This window comes from Cereibacter sp. Soil_C_27, from assembly GCF_057657095.1.
The window spans coordinates 420,814-436,050 of sequence record NZ_JBDGJD010000001.1 but is presented as its reverse complement, the minus strand read 5'-3'; the positions used below and the strand labels follow the sequence as shown (position 1 = coordinate 436,050).

The following is a 15,237-nucleotide window of genomic DNA, read 5'->3' as shown; positions in this document are numbered from 1 at the left end:
TCCGATAGGCAATCCGGGCAGGATTACATCATGCCGTCCATGCCGCCCATTCCGCCCATGCCGCCGCCCATGCCGCCGCCAGCACCTTTTGGCTCCGGCTTGTCGGCGATCATGGCTTCGGTGGTGATCAGCAGCGAGGCGACCGAGGCCGCGTCTTCCAGGGCGGTGCGAACCACCTTGGCCGGGTCGATCACGCCGAACTTGAACATGTCGCCATATTCTTCGGTCTGGGCGTTGAAGCCGAAGTTCTTGTCGTTCGACTCGCGCACCTTGCCGGCCACGACCGAACCGTCGACGCCCGCGTTCTGGGCGATCTGACGCAGCGGAGCTTCCAGCGCCTTGCGGACGATGATGATGCCCGCGTTCTGGTCGGCGTTGGCACCGACGAGACCGTCGAGCGCTTTGCCAGCCTGGATCAGCGCCACGCCGCCGCCGACGACGATGCCTTCCTGCACGGCCGCACGGGTCGCGTTCAGGGCGTCATCGACGCGGTCCTTGCGCTCTTTCACTTCGACTTCGGTCATGCCGCCGACGCGGATCACCGCAACGCCGCCAGCCAGTTTGGCCACGCGCTCTTGCAGCTTCTCTTTGTCGTAGTCCGAGGTGGTTTCCTCGATCTGGGTGCGGATCTGACCGACGCGGGCCTGGATCTCGGCCTTGTCGCCAGCGCCGTCGATGACGGTGGTGGTGTCTTTCGTGATCGTGACCTTCTTGGCGCGGCCGAGCATGTCGATCGTGACATTCTCCAGCTTCATGCCGAGGTCTTCCGAGATCACCTGGCCGCCGGTCAGGATCGCGATGTCCTGCAGCATGGCCTTGCGACGGTCACCGAAGCCCGGAGCCTTCACGGCGGCGATCTTCAGGCCGCCACGCAGCTTGTTCACCACGAGGGTGGCCAGCGCTTCGCCTTCGACGTCTTCCGAGATGATCAGCAGCGGCTTCTGCGACTGGATCACGGCTTCCAGCAGCGGGACCATCGGCTGCAGCGACGAGAGTTTCTTCTCGTGCAGCAGGATCATCACGTCTTCCAGATCCGCAACCATCTTGTCGGGGTTGGTCACGAAGTAGGGCGACAGGTAGCCGCGGTCGAACTGCATGCCTTCGACGACTTCGGTCTCGGTCTCGAGGCCCTTGTTCTCTTCGACGGTGATGACACCCTCGTTGCCGACCTTCTGCATCGCATCGGCGATCTGACGGCCGATTTCGACTTCGCCATTGGCCGAGATGGTGCCGACCTGGGCGACTTCAGCCGAATCCGACACCGGACGGGCAGCAGCCTTGATCGCTTCGACGACCTTGGTGGTCGCGAGGTCGATGCCGCGCTTGAGGTCCATCGGGTTCATGCCCGCGGCGACGGCCTTGAGGCCTTCCTTGATGATGGCCTGGGCCAGCACGGTCGCGGTGGTGGTGCCGTCACCGGCCTCGTCGTTGGTGCGGGAAGCGACTTCCTTCACCATCTGCGCGCCCATGTTCTCGAACTTGTCGGAAAGTTCGATTTCCTTGGCAACCGTCACACCGTCCTTGGTGATGCGCGGCGCGCCGAAGGATTTGTCGATGACCACGTTGCGGCCTTTCGGGCCCAGCGTCACCTTCACGGCGTCGGCGAGAATGTTCACGCCGCGCAGCATGCGGTCGCGGGCATCGGTGTCGAACTTGACGTCCTTAGCAGCCATTGTGTTGCTCCTAGTCTATTGTTTCAGGGGACTTCTCGGGATTTCGCTCAGCCCTTGCGGGCGAGCGGACGCCATCAGGCGATGATGCCGAGAATGTCGCTTTCCTTCATGATCAGCAGGTCTTTGCCGTCGATGGTGACCTCGGTGCCCGACCACTTGCCGAACAGGACGCGGTCGCCAGCCTTCACGCCAACCGGGATCAGCTCGCCCGAATCCTTGCGCGCGCCTTCGCCGGTGGCGATCACTTCGCCTTCCGCGGGCTTCTCTTTCGCGGTATCGGGGATGATCAGGCCGCCCTTGGTCTTTTCTTCGCCTTCGATGCGGCGGACCAGCACACGGTCATGCAGCGGTTTGAATGCCATCTGAGAACACTCCCTAGGTTCCAGGTTGAATATCATTGGCACTCGATCGTGGTGAGTGCCAACGAGCCGTAGATAGGCAACACCCCCGAGTCTGTCAACCGCGGCTTGTGGCGAATTGCGCCCATCGCCTTGGTTTGGCCGCAGCCGCGTGGCACCCTGCGGGCCTCAGCCAAAGGACCTCCGGATGCCGCGTTTCCTGCCTCTCGCCGCCCTGCTCGCCCTGCTCTGCGTCCCCGCCTTTGCCGCCTGCGAGGGCGAGAACCTGATCGACATCCTCCCCGCGCCGGAGCGGGCGGCTCTGGAGGCGGCGGTGGACCGCCAGCCCTTCCCGCGCGGCAATTTCTGGCGCGCGACCCGCGGCGCGGCGGTGCTGCACCTGATCGGCACCTACCACCTCGACGATCCGCGCCACGCCGCCACCATGGCCCGCCTCGGCCCGGTCATCGCCGAGGCCGCGACGCTTCTGGTCGAGGCCGGACCCGAAGAAGAGCAGGCGCTGCAGCAGGCGATGGCCGAAAAGCCCGCGACGCTCTTCACCACCGGCCCCACCCTCCCCGAGACGCTGAGCGAGGCCGAATGGCAGACGCTCGCCTCGGCCATGCGGGCACGCGGCATCCCGCCCTTCATGGCGGCGAAGTTCCAGCCCTGGTATGTCTCGATGATGCTGGGCATCCCGGCCTGCGCGATGAGCGAAATCAGCCAGAAGAACGGGCTCGACCAGCAGGCGATCAGGGCCGCCGATGCCGCCGCCGTGCCGGTGCGGGCGCTGGAGCCCTACGACACCGTGCTCACCCTCTTCGGCGATCTGCCCGAGGAGGAGCAGCTGGCGATGGTCCGCTCCGCCCTGCCGCTCGAGGCGCAGGGGCCGGATTACGCGGTGACGCTGGCGGATGCCTATTTCGCGGGGGAATCGCGGCTGATCTGGGAGTTCATGCGGCTCGAGGCGCAGAAGCTGCCCGATCACACCGCCGAAAGCGCGGATGCCGAATATGCGCGGCTGGAAGAGGCGGTGATCTTCGCGCGCAACCGGGCGTGGCTCCCGGTGATCGAGGCGGCGCTGGAGCGCGGCCCCGCCGTTGCGGCCTTCGGTGCGTTGCACCTGCCGGGCCGCGACGGCGTTCTCGAACTGCTCCGGCGGGAGGGCTTCACCATCGAAGCCCTGCCGCTCTAGCGGGTCAGCGGATGTTGGCGTAGGCGGCCGGGTCGATGCCCAGCGTGCGCAGGTCGCGCGTCTTCGGCTTGCGATGGCTTTCCGCGGCGGCCGACACAGAAATGGCCGCATCCAGCACCGCGAACACCGAGCCGAACCATGCCAGCACCGAGCGGAGGCCGAGGCTTTGCGGTTTCATGGCGATCGTGTTCATGGCGTCTTTCCTCAATGTATTGCTTGTCTTGATGACTGTTTGAACATGGGCCTCCGCCCCCTTCGCCGCAACGCAGAAAACCCGCATTCCTGCTATGCGGTCTGGGCATGGCAAGTGCTGTTGCCGCAACGCAGCATCCGCCCTGCCCGGCCCTCGCAGGCGTGACAATGCGGGTCGCCGCGCCTATAAGGCGGCAAATTAACCCGCGCACCAAGGCATCTCCCATGATCAAGGTTTTTGGCCACAAATCCCCCGACACCGATTCCACCGGCTCCCCCATCATCTGGGCCTGGTATCTGACCGAGATCGCGGGCACCCCCGCCACTCCCGTGCTTCTGGGCGAGCCCAACACCGAAGCCGCCTTCATGCTGCGTCACTGGGATCTGCCCAAGCCCGAGATCATCGCCGACGTGGCCGCCGGCGACAGCTGCGTGATCGTCGACACCAACAACCCTGCCGAGCTGCCGCCCTCGATCAACGAGGCGACCATCCTCGGCATCATCGACCATCACATGCTGGTCGGCGGTCTCAAGACCCGCGCCCCGATCGACATCACCGTCCGCCCGCTGGCCTGCACCGCCACCATCATGCATGACCTGATGGGCGAAAAGCTGGCGCAGGCGCCGCGCGCCATTAAGGGCGCGATGCTCTCCTGCATCCTCTCCGACACGCTGGAATTCCGCTCGCCCACCACCACGCCGCATGACCGTTCGGTGGCCGAAAAGCTCGCCGCCGAGCTGGACGTGAACATCCCCGACTTCGCCGCCGAGCTCTTCGCCGCCAAATCCGACGTCTCGGCCTTCTCCGACGCCGAGCTGCTGCGGATGGACTCCAAGGAATACGAGATCGAGGGCAAGCAGTTCCGCATCTCGGTGCTGGAGACCACCGCGCCGAAAGTGCTGCTCGACCGCAAGGCCTCGCTGATGGCCTCGATGCCCGGCATCGCCGCCGAGGATGGCGCCGATCAGGTCGTGCTCTTCGTCATCGACATCCTGCGCGAGGAAGCGACGCTGCTGGTGCCGAACGATCTGGTGAAGACGCTGGCCGAGAAGAGCTTCGGCGCGACCGTGACCGGCGACTCCGTCGTGCTGCCGGGCATCATGAGCCGCAAGAAGCAGATCATCCCGGCGCTGAAGCTCTGATCTCCGGGCCGGGCGCCCTGCCCGGCCTTCCGCCCCGCGCCGGGCGACCCGCCCGGCAGCCCTCCGGGGCCCGCCCCTACACCCGCCGCCGTCACAGGCGATATGCATGCGCCGTGCATGCTCCGTGCATCGAAATCACCCTCACCGAAAGGCCGCAGATGACCCGCCTCATCGCCTCGCTCGCCGATGTTTCCTCCCAGTATCGCGCCGTGTTCTGCGACCTCTGGGGCTGCCTGCACAACGGCCGCGAAGCCTTCCCCGAGGCGGTCGCCGCCCTGCAAGCCTTCCGCGCCCAAGGCGGCACCGTGCTGCTCCTCACCAACGCGCCGCGCCCGAAGCCCAGCGTTGTCAGGCAGTTGGACGTGATCGGCGTGCCGCATGATGCTTATGACGAGGTGGTGACCTCCGGCGACGCCGCGCAATATGCGCTCATCACCGGCGCCGTGGGCCGGAAGGTCTATCACTTGGGCCCCGAGAAGGATCACTCTTTCTTTACCGAATTCGCGGATGATCTGTCGCAGACCCTCGCCTCCGAACCCCCTGTCACCCGCGTCCCGCTCGATCAGGCCGAAGGCATCGTCTGCACCGGCCTCTTCGACGATCTGACCGAAACGCCCGACGACTATCGCGCCACCCTGCTCTACGCCAAGACCAACGGATTGAAACTGCTCTGCGCCAACCCCGATATCGTCGTCGATTACGGCGACACCCGGATCTACTGCGCCGGTGCCATCGCCGCCGCCTTTGACGAGATGGGCGGCGAAAGCCTCTACTTCGGCAAGCCGCATCCGCCGATCTACGACCTCGCCCGCCGCCGGCTCGAAGCCCTGCGCCCCAGCACCGCGGCCGAGGAGATCCTCTGCATCGGTGACGGGATCTTCACCGATATCCAGGGCGGCGTCGGCGAAGGGCTCGACACACTCTTCATCGCCGACGGTCTGGCCGCTGGCGAGTTCGGGCCGGATTCCCACAACCTTGACAAGGACTTGCTGGAAGCATGGCTGGCAGAGCGCAATCTCGACCCGACGCTGACCGTGGGCAAGCTGCGCTGACCGACTAACAATATTGCGCCCCTGGTCGCACCGGGGAACAATTATTGCCAAGACATGTTGTGCTGCGCCGCAGCACAGTCTATGCTGCGTTCACCTTTCTGAAGGAATCGCAGGATGCTCGACAACATGCCCCGCGGCACGATCTGCATCGAAGACATCGAGATCGGCATGGTCCGCTACCTGCGGAAAACCGTGACCGATCGCGATATCGAGCTGTTTGCCGAGGTCTCGACGGACCGCAACCCTGTGCATCTCGACGATGCCTACGCGCAGGACACCATCTTTCAGGGCCGCATCGCCCACGGGATGCTGACGGCGGGGTTGATCTCGGCGGTGATCGGCGAGCAGTTGCCCGGGCATGGCACCGTCTATCTCGGCCAGTCGCTGAAGTTCCTGGCCCCGGTCCGCCCCGGCGACACGGTCTATGCCGAGGTGAAGGTGACGGCCATCGACCACCAGCGGCGGCGCGTCACCCTTGAAACCCACTGCGCGGTGGGCGATACCGTTGTCCTGAAGGGCGAGGCGCTGGTTCTGGCGCCCAGCCGGAAATTCGACTGACGGCGGGGTCCCCGCCTCTGGGGACCGATGCGGATCTATCAGCACTGGCAAGGGCTTGAGCCTGCGGACCGTGGCGCTTCCGTCGCTATGGGCAATTTCGACGGTGTGCATCTCGGCCATCAGCATGTGATCGACCTCGCCCGCACCGAGGCGCCGCTCGGCATCGTCACCTTCGAGCCGCACCCGCGCGAGGTCTTCGCCCCCGACGCCCCACCCTTCCGGCTGATGAGCCCGGAGGCGCGCGCCAACCGTCTGGCCAAGCTCGGGGTGCAGCGGCTCTACCAGCTGCCCTTCGGCCCCGCGCTGGCCGGTCTGACGCCCGAAGCCTTCGCCCGCGAGGTGCTGGCCGAAGGGCTTGGCGTCAGCCATGTCGTCGTCGGCGCCGACTTCTGCTTCGGCAAGGGCCGCAGCGGCACCGCCGCCGATCTGCAGGCCCTCGGCCAGCGCCACGGCTTCGCCGTCACCATCGCCGATCTGGTGCACTCCGACGAGCGCGAGATCTCCTCGACCGCCATCCGTCAGGCGCTCTCCGACGGTCGCCCGCTCGACGCGGCCACCATGCTCGGCCATTGGCACCGCATCGACGGCGAGGTGCTGCACGGCGAGAAGCGCGGCCGCGAGCTCGGCTATCCCACGGCCAACATGTCGGTGGCCGGGCTGCACCTGCCGCGGCTCGGGGTCTATGCGGTGAAGGTCGATGTGCTGACCGGCCCGCAGAAGGGCAGCTACAACGGCGCGGCGAGCCTCGGCGTGCGGCCGATGTTCGGGGTGAACCAGCCCAACCTCGAGACTTATCTCCTGGATTTCAAAGGCGATCTCTACGGCCAGCATCTCTCGGTCGCCTTCGTCGAGTTCCTCAGGCCCGAGATGGTCTTCACCGGCCTGCCGGGGCTCGTGGCGCAGATGGATGCCGATTGCGCCCGCGCCCGCGAGATCCTCGCCCGTCTCTGACCCCCTTCCCTTTTCCGGGCCAAGCCCCCAAGGTGCGCCGATGAAACCGCCCCGCCTTCGTCCCAGATTCTGGGAAACTGTCCCGTTGAAGGACATGACGCCACCCGAATGGGAGGCGCTTTGCGATGGCTGCGGCAAGTGCTGCCTGAACAAGATCGAATTCGAGGACACGGGCGAAGTCGCCTTCACCCGCGTCGCCTGCCGCCTTCTGGATGGCGACAGCTGCCGCTGCTCGAATTACGAGAACCGCCGCCAGTTCGTCCCCGACTGCGTGCAGCTCTCGCCTGCCACCCTGCACAAGATCGCCTACTGGATGCCGCGCACCTGCGCCTACCGGTTGCTGCACGAGGGCAAGCCGCTGCACGACTGGCATCCGCTGATCTCCGGCAGCCCGGAAACCGTGCATGACGCAGGTGTCTCCGCCCGCGGCTGGACGGTGCCCGAGTTCGAGGTCGCGGAAGAAGACTGGGAAGACTATATCATCGAGGAAACGCCCTGATGTTCTTTGCCTCCGACAATGCCTCGGCCGTGCCGCCGCAGGTCATGGCCGCGCTTGCTGCCGCCAATGACGGATATGCCATGCCCTATGGCCGCGAGCCGCAGATGACCGGAGTGCGCGACCGCCTCCGCGACATCTTCGAGGCGCCCGAAGCCGCGGTCTATCTGGTGGCCACCGGCACCGCCGCCAATTCGCTGGCACTGGCCACGCTGGGCGAGCCCTGGGGCGCCACGCTCTGCCACAGCGACGCCCATATCCAGATGGATGAATGCGGCGCGCCGGAATTCTACGGCTCGGGCAAGCTGGTGCTGGTCGAGGGCGAGCATGGCAAGATCGACCCCGTCGCGCTGGATGCGGCGATCCGCAAGGCGACGCCGGGCGGCGTCCATGGCGTGCAGCCGACCGCGCTGAGCCTGACCAACGTGACCGAGGCCGGCACCGTCTATTCCCCCGCCGAAGTCGCCCAGCTCACCGCCATCGCCCGCTCGGCGGGGCTCGCCTGCCACATGGACGGTGCGCGCTTTGCCAATGCGCTGGTCGCGGCGAGCTGCAGCCCCGCCGAGATGACCTGGAAGGCCGGGATCGACGTGCTCTCCTTCGGCGGCACCAAGAACGGGCTGTTGGGGGTCGAGGCCGTGGTGCTCTTCGATCCGCAGAAGGCCTGGGAGTTCGAGCTGCGCCGCAAGCGGGGCGCGCATCTGTTCTCGAAACACCGCTATCTCTCGGCGCAGATGCAGGCCTATCTGCAGGACGATCTCTGGCTGTCGCTGGCAACCCGGGCCAATACTGCTGCCGCGCATCTCGCCTCGGGCCTTGCCGCCGCCGGGGCGGAGCTGCTGCACCCGGTGCAGGCCAACATGATCTTCGCCGCCCTCCCCCGCGCCGCGCATGAGAAGGCGCAGGCGGCGGGTGCGGTCTATTACCCGATGGCCGAGACGCCCGACCGCATCATCGCGCGGCTGGTCTGCTCCTGGTCCACCGGCGAGGCCGAGGTCGATCAGTTTCTTGGCAGCCTCGCCGCCTGAGCCTCGGCTGCGCCCCACGGGGCGCATTCGCCACACCGCAAGGGCTTGGGTCTCTCCCCGCGGTTTTCAAGAGCCGGGCCGGGTGATATGCGGGGGCAACGTCACGAATCCGTCAGCCGGACCATCGAGGATTGCCCCCAATGCCTGCCATGAACGAGCCGAAGCTGATCTCCGGCAATGCCAACCTGACGCTCGCCAAGTCGATCGCCCGCCGCATGTCGGTGCATCGCGGAATGGCGGTCGCTCTGGTCGACGCCCGGGTTGAACGGTTCAACGATCAGGAGATCTTCGTCGAGGTCTACGAGAACGTCCGCGGCGAGGACATGTATGTGATCCAGCCGACCTCCAACCCGGCCAATGACAACCTGATGGAGCTCCTGATCATCGCCGATGCGCTGCGCCGCTCCTCGGCGGACCGCATCACCGCCGTGATCCCCTATTTCGGCTACGCGCGGCAGGACCGTCGCGCCAAGGCCCGCACGCCGATCTCGGCCAAGCTGGTGGCCAACCTGATCGTCGAGGCCGGCATCGACCGCGTGCTGACGCTCGACCTGCACGCCGCCCAGATCCAGGGCTTCTTCGACATCCCTGTGGACAACCTCTACTCCGCCCCGGTCTTCGCGCTCGACATCGAGCATCACTTCAAGGACCAGCTCGATGACGTGATGGTGGTCTCGCCCGACGTCGGCGGCGTGGCCCGTGCGCGCGAGATCGCCAAGCGGATCAACGCGCCGCTGGCCATTGTCGACAAGCGCCGCGAGAAGGCCGGCGAGATCCAGGAAATGACGGTGATCGGCAACGTCGCCGGCAAGAAATGCATCATCGTAGACGACATCTGCGACACAGCGGGCACGCTCTGCAAGGCCGCGGAGCTTCTGTCCGAGAACGGCGCGACCGAGGTCCATGCCTATATCACCCACGGCGTCCTCTCCGGCCCGGCGGTGGAGCGGGTGTCGAAATCGGTGATGAAGAGCCTCGTCATCACCGATTCCATCGAGCCCTCGGCTCTGGTCCGGTCGGCGCCGAACATCCGCATCGTGCCGACCGCGCCGATGTTCGCCCAGGCCATCCTCAACATCTGGAGCGGCACTTCGGTGTCGTCGCTGTTCGAGACCGACACGCTCGTGCCGATCTACGAAGGCATGTATCAGCGGGGCTAGTCCAGTTCCCAATCGTCCTCGTCCCTGAGGGCGCCGATCGCTGTCCAATCCGCACGGATGCGGGCGACCCGCGTGTCGCCCCATGTGCGGAACACCAGATGGAAGCCCTGCGCCGTAACCTCCTCGGCCAGAAGGTCGGCGCGGCTGTTGGTCCGCCGGTCCAGATCCCACATCGAGATCGCCACCTGCACCGCAGGCGCCTCGCGGAAGCCTTCCCTGAAGCTGATGACATGACGGCACTCGCGCGGGCCGCTGCCCGTCCACATCGCGCCGCCATCCGCGAAATCCGAGAACATGATCCGCGACCCCTGCAGGATGCCGAGGCTGCGGGCAGAGAGGTGTTTCATGGCGTCCCCGGGGCTGGGTGGTGCCCCAGCCTACCCGCCACCGGTAAACAAAAAGGCCCCGCAGAGCGGGGCCTTCCTGTGTTCCTGCTCTCGCGCGGTCAGTGACCGGCGGAGCCCCGCATCGCGAGGATCTCGTTCACCATCTTCTCGGCGGCGTCCTTGTCATCCGGCAGCGCGGCTGCGGCAAGGCTGCGCGCTTCGGCCAGAAGCTCGTCGAACACGGTCCCGGTCAGTTCCTCGACCGGGATGGCGCGCTCGGCCAGAACCGAGATGCTGGTGGCGGTGATCTCCGCGAAGCCGCCGGTGACGGCATAGGACTGGACGCCCGCCGCACTGACTGCCCGGAGGATGCCGGGGCGCAGGGTGGTGATGGTCGGGGCATGCCCCTCCATCGCCGTCATGTCGCCGTCGGCCCCCGGGATCTGCACCTCGGTGGCCCGGACGGAGGCAAGCCTCCGCTCGGGCGACACGAGGTCGAATTGCAGCGTTCCCGCCATGGTGCCCCCTTACGCCGCGGCTGCAGCGAGACGCTGCGCCTTGGCGATCACGTCCTCGATGCCGCCGACCATGTAGAAGGCCGCTTCCGGCAGGTGATCGTATTCGCCGGCCACGACCGCCTTGAACGAGGCGATGGTGACGTCGAGCGGAACCTGCACCCCGTCGGAGCCGGTGAAGACCTTGGCCACGTCGAAGGGCTGGCTGAGGAAGCGCTGGATCTTCCGGGCGCGGGCCACGGTCAGCTTGTCCTCTTCCGACAGTTCGTCCATCCCGAGGATGGCGATGATGTCCTGCAGCGACTTGTAGCGCTGGAGGATCCCCTGGACCGCACGGGCGGTCTCGTAGTGCTCGAGGCCGACGACGGTCGGGTCGAGGATCCGCGAGGTCGAGTCGAGCGGGTCCACGGCCGGGTAGATGCCGAGTTCCGAGATGGCGCGCGACAGAACGGTCGTGGCGTCGAGGTGGGCGAAGGAGGTCGCCGGAGCCGGGTCGGTAAGGTCGTCGGCCGGAACGTAGATGGCCTGCACCGAGGTGATCGAGCCGGCTTTCGTCGAGGTGATCCGCTCCTGCAGCGCACCCATGTCGGTGGCCAGCGTCGGCTGGTAGCCCACGGCGGACGGGATACGGCCCAGCAGAGCCGACACTTCCGAACCGGCCTGCGTGAAGCGGAAGATGTTGTCCACGAAGAACAGCACGTCCGTCCCCGACTGGTCGCGGAACTGCTCGGCCAGCGTCAGGCCGGTCAGCGCCACGCGGGCACGCGCGCCCGGCGGTTCGTTCATCTGACCATAGACAAGCGCCACCTTGGACTCGGCGAGGTTGTCGATCTTGATGACGCCCGATTCCATCATCTCGTGGTAGAGGTCGTTCCCTTCACGGGTCCGCTCGCCCACGCCGGCGAACACGGAGTAGCCCGAGTGCACCTTGGCGATGTTGTTGATCAGTTCCATGATCAGAACCGTCTTGCCCACGCCCGCACCGCCGAAGAGGCCGATCTTGCCGCCCTTGGAGTAGGGGGCCAGCAGGTCGATCACCTTGATGCCGGTGACGAGGATGTCCGACGAGGTCGCCTGTTCGGCGAAGGTCGGGGCGGGCTGGTGGATGGCGCGCAGCGTCGTCGAGGCAACCGGACCCTTTTCGTCGATCGGCTCGCCGATGACGTTCAGGATGCGGCCCAGCGTGGCGTCGCCCACCGGCACCGAGATCGGCGCGCCGGTGTCGGACACGGGCTCGCCGCGGACCAGACCCTCGGTCGCATCCATGGCGATGGTGCGCACGGTGTTCTCGCCGAGGTGCTGGGCCACTTCCAGAACCAGTTTCTTGCCGTTGTTGCTGGTGACCAGCGCGTTGAGAATGGCGGGAAGCTCACCCTCGAACTGCACGTCCACCACGGCGCCGATCACCTGCGTGATCTTGCCCTGTGCTGTCGCTGTTGCCATGTTGTCTCTCCGTCTCGATCAGAGCGCCTCGGCGCCCGAGATGATTTCGATAAGCTCTTTGGTGATCGCGGCCTGCCGCGACCGGTTGTACTGGATGGTCAGACGGTTGATCATGTCGCCCGCGTTGCGCGTGGCGTTGTCCATCGCGCTCATCCGTGCGCCCTGTTCCGAGGCGGCGTTCTCCAGCAGGGCGGTGAAGACCTGCGTCGCCACGGCCCGCGGCAGAAGATCGGCCAGAATGCCTTCCTCGGACGGTTCGTAGTCGTAGAGCGACGACACCTGCGGGGCCTCGTCGAACTTCGCCGGGATCACCTGCTGCGCGGTCGGGATCTGCGAGATCACCGACTGGAAGCGGTTGAAGAACAGCGTGGCGACATCGAACTCGCCCTCGTCGAACCGCGAGAGCACGTCACGGGCGATGCCCTGCGCCTGGGCATAGCCCATGCGCTTGACCTCGCTGAAGTCGACATGGCCGACGAAATAGCTGCCGAAGTCGCGCTTGAGCTGCTCGCGGCCCTTCTTGCCGACGGTGAGGATCTTCACCGTCTTGCCCTCGGCGATGAGCCGGTTGGCATGCACCCGCGCCAGGCGCACGATGGTGGAGTTGAAGCCGCCGCAGAGCCCGCGCTCGGCCGTCATCACCACCAGGAGGTGCACCTTGTCGCTGCCCGTGCCCGCCAGCAGCCGCGGCGCGCCAGCGGAACCGCTGGCAGCCGACGACAGGCCGGACATGACCGAGGTCATCCGCTCGGCATAGGGCCGGGCGGCTTCGGCAGCATCCTGCGCGCGGCGGAGCTTGGCCGCCGCGACCATCTGCATGGCCTTGGTGATCTTCCGCGTGTTCTTGACGCTTCCGATCCTGTTTTTCAGGTCCTTAAGGCTGGGCATCCGTTATCTCCCTGCCGCGCCCTCAGGCGAAGTCTTTCGCGAAAGCGTCCAGTGCTGCGCGGATCTTGTCTTCCAGCTCGCCCTTCACCTTGCGGTCGTTGAGCGTGATGTCCGACAGGAGGTCCTTGGCATTGGTGCGCAGGTGCTTCAGCAGGCCCGCTTCCCAGCGGCCCACGTCCTTCACCGCGACCTTGTCGAGGTAGCCCTTGGTGCCAGCGAAGATGACGCAGACGATCTCGGCGTTGGTCAGCGGCGCGTATTGCGGCTGCTTCATCAGCTCGGTCAGACGGGCGCCGCGGTTCAGCAGCTGCTGGGTCGAGGCGTCGAGGTCGGAACCGAACTGGGCGAAGGCCGCCATCTCGCGGTACTGCGCCAGTTCCAGCTTCACCGGGCCGGCAACCGACTTCATCGCGTCGGTCTGGGCCGAGGAGCCCACGCGCGACACCGACAGACCTGTGTTCACGGCGGGGCGGATGCCCTGGTAGAACAGTTCGGTCTCGAGGAAGATCTGGCCGTCGGTGATCGAGATCACGTTGGTCGGAATGAAGGCCGACACGTCGCCACCCTGGGTCTCGATGATCGGCAGAGCGGTCAGCGAGCCCGAGCCGTGGTCGGCGTTCAGCTTGGCCGAACGCTCCAGCAGGCGGGAGTGGAGGTAGAAGACGTCGCCCGGGTAGGCTTCACGCCCCGGCGGACGGCGCAGCAGCAGCGACATCTGACGGTAGGCGACGGCCTGCTTGGAGAGGTCATCGTAGATGATCAGCGCGTGACGGCCGTTGTCGCGGAAGTATTCCGCGATGGCGGTCGCCGAATAGGGCGCGAGGAACTGCATCGGCGCCGGGTCGGACGCGGTCGCGGCAACGACGATGGTGTAGTCGATGGCGCCGGTCTCTTCGAGCTTCTTCACCAGCTGCGCCACGGTGGAGCGCTTCTGGCCGATGGCCACGTAGATGCAGTAGAGCTTCTTGCTCTCGTCCGAACCGGCAGCCTCGTTGTAGGACTTCTGGTTCAGGATGGTGTCGAGCGCGATCGCGGTCTTGCCGGTCTGACGGTCGCCGATGATCAGCTCGCGCTGGCCACGGCCGACCGGGATCATGGCGTCGACCGACTTCAGGCCGGTGGCCATCGGCTCGTGCACGCCCTTGCGCGGGATGATGCCCGGGGCCTTGATGTCGGCCACGCGACGCTCGGTCGCCGCGATCGGGCCCTTGCCGTCGATCGGGTTGCCGAGGCCGTCGACCACGCGGCCGAGCAGCGCGTCACCGGCGGGCACGTCCACGATGGACTTGGTGCGCTTGACGACGTCGCCTTCCTTGATGGAACGGTCGTCGCCGAAGATCACGACGCCGACGTTGTCGACTTCGAGGTTGAGGGCCATGCCGCGGATGTTGCCGGGGAACTCGACCATCTCGCCGGCCTGGACGTTGTCGAGGCCGTGAACGCGGGCAATCCCGTCGCCGACGCTCAGCACGCGACCCACTTCGGCAACTTCGGCATCCTGACCGAAGTTCTTGATCTGCTCCTTGAGGATCGCAGAGATCTCAGCAGCTTGGATACCCATTTATCCGACCTCTTTCATTGCATTCTGGAGAGCCGCGAGCTTTGCCTTGATCGAGGTGTCGATCATGGTCGAGCCGAGCTTGACGACAAGACCGCCGATAAGGGATTCATCGACGGTGGTTTTCAGTTTCACGTCCTTGCCGGCGCGCGCCTTCAGCGTCGCGGCGAGTTTGCTTGCCTGTTCGGGCGTGAGCGGCGCCGCGGCGGTGACTTCGGCAGTCATCTCGCCTTTCTCTTCGGCAATGCGGTCACGGATATTGGCGATCAGCTGCGTCAGCACGAACAGACGGCGCTTGGAGGCCATGAAGGCCAGCGTGTTCGTGGTGAGGCTGGACAGGCCCATCTTTGCCGCGATGGCGGCAACGGCCCTGGACTGGTCGTCGCGCGAATAGAGCGGCGAAAAGACCAGATCCCGCAGGTCGGCGCTGTCAGTCAACGCGGCTTCGAGCGCGTCGATGTCGGCTTCCAGTGCGGGGAGAGCGTTCTCTTCCTTCGCCAGTTCGAAAACGGCGGCGGCGTAGCGCGCGGCAATGCCTGTGGAAATCGAAGCTGGTTCGGACACGTCAACCCTTTCGATAACTTGGCCCCAGACCGCCGCAGGCTGTGCTTTGGTCAGAAGCGTTTCGTGGCGCATACGAGGTGCATGCGTCTCAAACTCCGGGCGGGTGTAGCAGAGGGCTTCTCACCCCGCAACCACCAAGGTCGCCGTCCGGCCATCG

At 66.1% G+C, this 15,237-nt stretch carries 17 protein-coding genes; 8 read left to right on the top strand and 9 right to left on the bottom strand.

Translation table 11 applies throughout. The features are described 5' to 3' along the window. Positions 1-23 precede the first annotated feature (23 nt). On the bottom strand, positions 24-1,673 hold the full coding sequence (groL, locus tag AC3A5Z_RS02140) for a chaperonin GroEL (RefSeq protein WP_487517762.1): 1,650 nt from the start codon (positions 1,671-1,673) through the stop codon (positions 24-26). A 74-nt stretch (positions 1,674-1,747) separates the two neighbouring features. Further along, the gene (locus AC3A5Z_RS02135) at positions 1,748-2,035 is read right to left on the bottom strand and encodes a co-chaperone GroES (protein WP_487518611.1); all 288 of its coding nucleotides are present in this window, start codon (positions 2,033-2,035) and stop codon (positions 1,748-1,750) included. Between the two features lie 184 nt (positions 2,036-2,219). Here AC3A5Z_RS02135 and AC3A5Z_RS02130 point away from each other — a divergent pair, with 184 nt between their 5' ends. Then, entirely contained in the window at positions 2,220-3,206 is a 987-nt protein-coding gene (locus AC3A5Z_RS02130; protein ID WP_487517761.1) for a TraB/GumN family protein, read from the top strand. A gap of 4 nt (positions 3,207-3,210) precedes the next feature. Here the strand turns inward: AC3A5Z_RS02130 and AC3A5Z_RS02125 are convergent, their stop codons facing one another. Then, positions 3,211-3,399 carry a hypothetical protein gene (locus tag AC3A5Z_RS02125; protein WP_487517760.1) on the bottom strand — a complete coding sequence of 63 codons (189 nt, stop codon included), beginning with the start codon at positions 3,397-3,399 and terminating at the stop codon, positions 3,211-3,213. A 224-nt stretch (positions 3,400-3,623) separates the two neighbouring features. Here AC3A5Z_RS02125 and AC3A5Z_RS02120 point away from each other — a divergent pair, with 224 nt between their 5' ends. The 7 genes from AC3A5Z_RS02120 (at position 3,624) to AC3A5Z_RS02090 (ending at position 9,786) form a co-directional block, all read left to right on the top strand. Then, complete coding sequence (locus tag AC3A5Z_RS02120) at positions 3,624-4,541, top strand: manganese-dependent inorganic pyrophosphatase (RefSeq protein ID WP_487517759.1); 918 nt, start codon at positions 3,624-3,626, stop codon at positions 4,539-4,541. A 158-nt stretch (positions 4,542-4,699) separates the two neighbouring features. Next, on the top strand, positions 4,700-5,593 hold the full coding sequence (locus AC3A5Z_RS02115; protein ID WP_487517758.1) for a TIGR01459 family HAD-type hydrolase: 894 nt from the start codon (positions 4,700-4,702) through the stop codon (positions 5,591-5,593). A 114-nt stretch (positions 5,594-5,707) separates the two neighbouring features. Further along, entirely contained in the window at positions 5,708-6,151 is a 444-nt protein-coding gene (locus tag AC3A5Z_RS02110; protein ID WP_487517757.1) for a MaoC family dehydratase, read from the top strand. Between the two features lie 27 nt (positions 6,152-6,178). Continuing rightward, positions 6,179-7,102, top strand: a complete 924-nt coding sequence (locus AC3A5Z_RS02105; RefSeq protein WP_487517756.1) for a bifunctional riboflavin kinase/FAD synthetase — start codon at positions 6,179-6,181, stop codon at positions 7,100-7,102. A 40-nt stretch (positions 7,103-7,142) separates the two neighbouring features. Beyond that, positions 7,143-7,601, top strand: coding sequence for a YcgN family cysteine cluster protein (locus AC3A5Z_RS02100; protein WP_487517755.1), 459 nt, complete (start codon positions 7,143-7,145; stop codon positions 7,599-7,601). Next, a complete protein-coding gene (locus AC3A5Z_RS02095; protein WP_487517754.1) occupies positions 7,601-8,626 on the top strand; it encodes a threonine aldolase family protein in 1,026 nt (341 codons plus the stop codon). Before AC3A5Z_RS02100 ends, AC3A5Z_RS02095 begins: the two co-directional genes overlap by 1 nt. Positions 8,627-8,766: 140 nt before the next feature. Further along, positions 8,767-9,786 (top strand): ribose-phosphate pyrophosphokinase, encoded by a 1,020-nt coding sequence (locus tag AC3A5Z_RS02090; RefSeq protein WP_487517753.1) that lies wholly within the window; start codon positions 8,767-8,769, stop codon positions 9,784-9,786. Here the strand turns inward: AC3A5Z_RS02090 and AC3A5Z_RS02085 are convergent. The 6 genes from AC3A5Z_RS02085 to AC3A5Z_RS02060 all read right to left on the bottom strand — a co-directional run bounded on the left by AC3A5Z_RS02085 (position 9,783) and on the right by AC3A5Z_RS02060 (position 15,080). Then, positions 9,783-10,133, bottom strand: a complete 351-nt coding sequence (locus tag AC3A5Z_RS02085; protein ID WP_487517752.1) for an H-type lectin domain-containing protein — start codon at positions 10,131-10,133, stop codon at positions 9,783-9,785. The genes AC3A5Z_RS02090 and AC3A5Z_RS02085 overlap by 4 nt on opposite strands. A 98-nt stretch (positions 10,134-10,231) precedes the next feature. Beyond that, a complete protein-coding gene (locus AC3A5Z_RS02080; RefSeq protein WP_487517751.1) occupies positions 10,232-10,630 on the bottom strand; it encodes a F0F1 ATP synthase subunit epsilon in 399 nt (132 codons plus the stop codon). Between the two features lie 9 nt (positions 10,631-10,639). Further along, complete coding sequence (gene atpD, locus AC3A5Z_RS02075) at positions 10,640-12,070, bottom strand: F0F1 ATP synthase subunit beta (protein WP_487517750.1); 1,431 nt, start codon at positions 12,068-12,070, stop codon at positions 10,640-10,642. An 18-nt stretch (positions 12,071-12,088) separates the two neighbouring features. Further along, positions 12,089-12,958, bottom strand: a complete 870-nt coding sequence (locus tag AC3A5Z_RS02070) for a F0F1 ATP synthase subunit gamma (protein WP_487517749.1) — start codon at positions 12,956-12,958, stop codon at positions 12,089-12,091. Positions 12,959-12,980: 22 nt separating this feature from the next. Further along, a complete protein-coding gene (gene atpA, locus AC3A5Z_RS02065; RefSeq protein ID WP_487517748.1) occupies positions 12,981-14,519 on the bottom strand; it encodes a F0F1 ATP synthase subunit alpha in 1,539 nt (512 codons plus the stop codon). Next, complete coding sequence (locus AC3A5Z_RS02060; protein WP_487518610.1) at positions 14,520-15,080, bottom strand: F0F1 ATP synthase subunit delta; 561 nt, start codon at positions 15,078-15,080, stop codon at positions 14,520-14,522. Positions 15,081-15,237: the final 157 nt, after the last annotated feature.

Bases quoted from the DNA above. Each gene is read 5' to 3' on its own strand.
- AC3A5Z_RS02135 (WP_487518611.1), bottom strand. From the start codon at position 2,035: ATGGCATTCAAACCGCTGCATGACCGTGTGCTGGTCCGCCGCATCGAA.
- AC3A5Z_RS02095 (WP_487517754.1), top strand. From the start codon at position 7,601: ATGTTCTTTGCCTCCGACAATGCCTCGGCCGTGCCGCCGCAGGTCATG.
- AC3A5Z_RS02115 (WP_487517758.1), top strand. From the start codon at position 4,700: ATGACCCGCCTCATCGCCTCGCTCGCCGATGTTTCCTCCCAGTATCGC.
- groL (WP_487517762.1), bottom strand. From the start codon at position 1,673: ATGGCTGCTAAGGACGTCAAGTTCGACACCGATGCCCGCGACCGCATG.
- AC3A5Z_RS02080 (WP_487517751.1), bottom strand. From the start codon at position 10,630: ATGGCGGGAACGCTGCAATTCGACCTCGTGTCGCCCGAGCGGAGGCTT.
- AC3A5Z_RS02120 (WP_487517759.1), top strand. From the start codon at position 3,624: ATGATCAAGGTTTTTGGCCACAAATCCCCCGACACCGATTCCACCGGC.
- AC3A5Z_RS02085 (WP_487517752.1), bottom strand. From the start codon at position 10,133: ATGAAACACCTCTCTGCCCGCAGCCTCGGCATCCTGCAGGGGTCGCGG.
- AC3A5Z_RS02100 (WP_487517755.1), top strand. From the start codon at position 7,143: ATGAAACCGCCCCGCCTTCGTCCCAGATTCTGGGAAACTGTCCCGTTG.
- AC3A5Z_RS02070 (WP_487517749.1), bottom strand. From the start codon at position 12,958: ATGCCCAGCCTTAAGGACCTGAAAAACAGGATCGGAAGCGTCAAGAAC.
- AC3A5Z_RS02125 (WP_487517760.1), bottom strand. From the start codon at position 3,399: ATGAACACGATCGCCATGAAACCGCAAAGCCTCGGCCTCCGCTCGGTG.
- AC3A5Z_RS02130 (WP_487517761.1), top strand. From the start codon at position 2,220: ATGCCGCGTTTCCTGCCTCTCGCCGCCCTGCTCGCCCTGCTCTGCGTC.
- AC3A5Z_RS02110 (WP_487517757.1), top strand. From the start codon at position 5,708: ATGCTCGACAACATGCCCCGCGGCACGATCTGCATCGAAGACATCGAG.
- atpA (WP_487517748.1), bottom strand. From the start codon at position 14,519: ATGGGTATCCAAGCTGCTGAGATCTCTGCGATCCTCAAGGAGCAGATC.
- AC3A5Z_RS02090 (WP_487517753.1), top strand. From the start codon at position 8,767: ATGCCTGCCATGAACGAGCCGAAGCTGATCTCCGGCAATGCCAACCTG.
- AC3A5Z_RS02105 (WP_487517756.1), top strand. From the start codon at position 6,179: ATGCGGATCTATCAGCACTGGCAAGGGCTTGAGCCTGCGGACCGTGGC.
- atpD (WP_487517750.1), bottom strand. From the start codon at position 12,070: ATGGCAACAGCGACAGCACAGGGCAAGATCACGCAGGTGATCGGCGCC.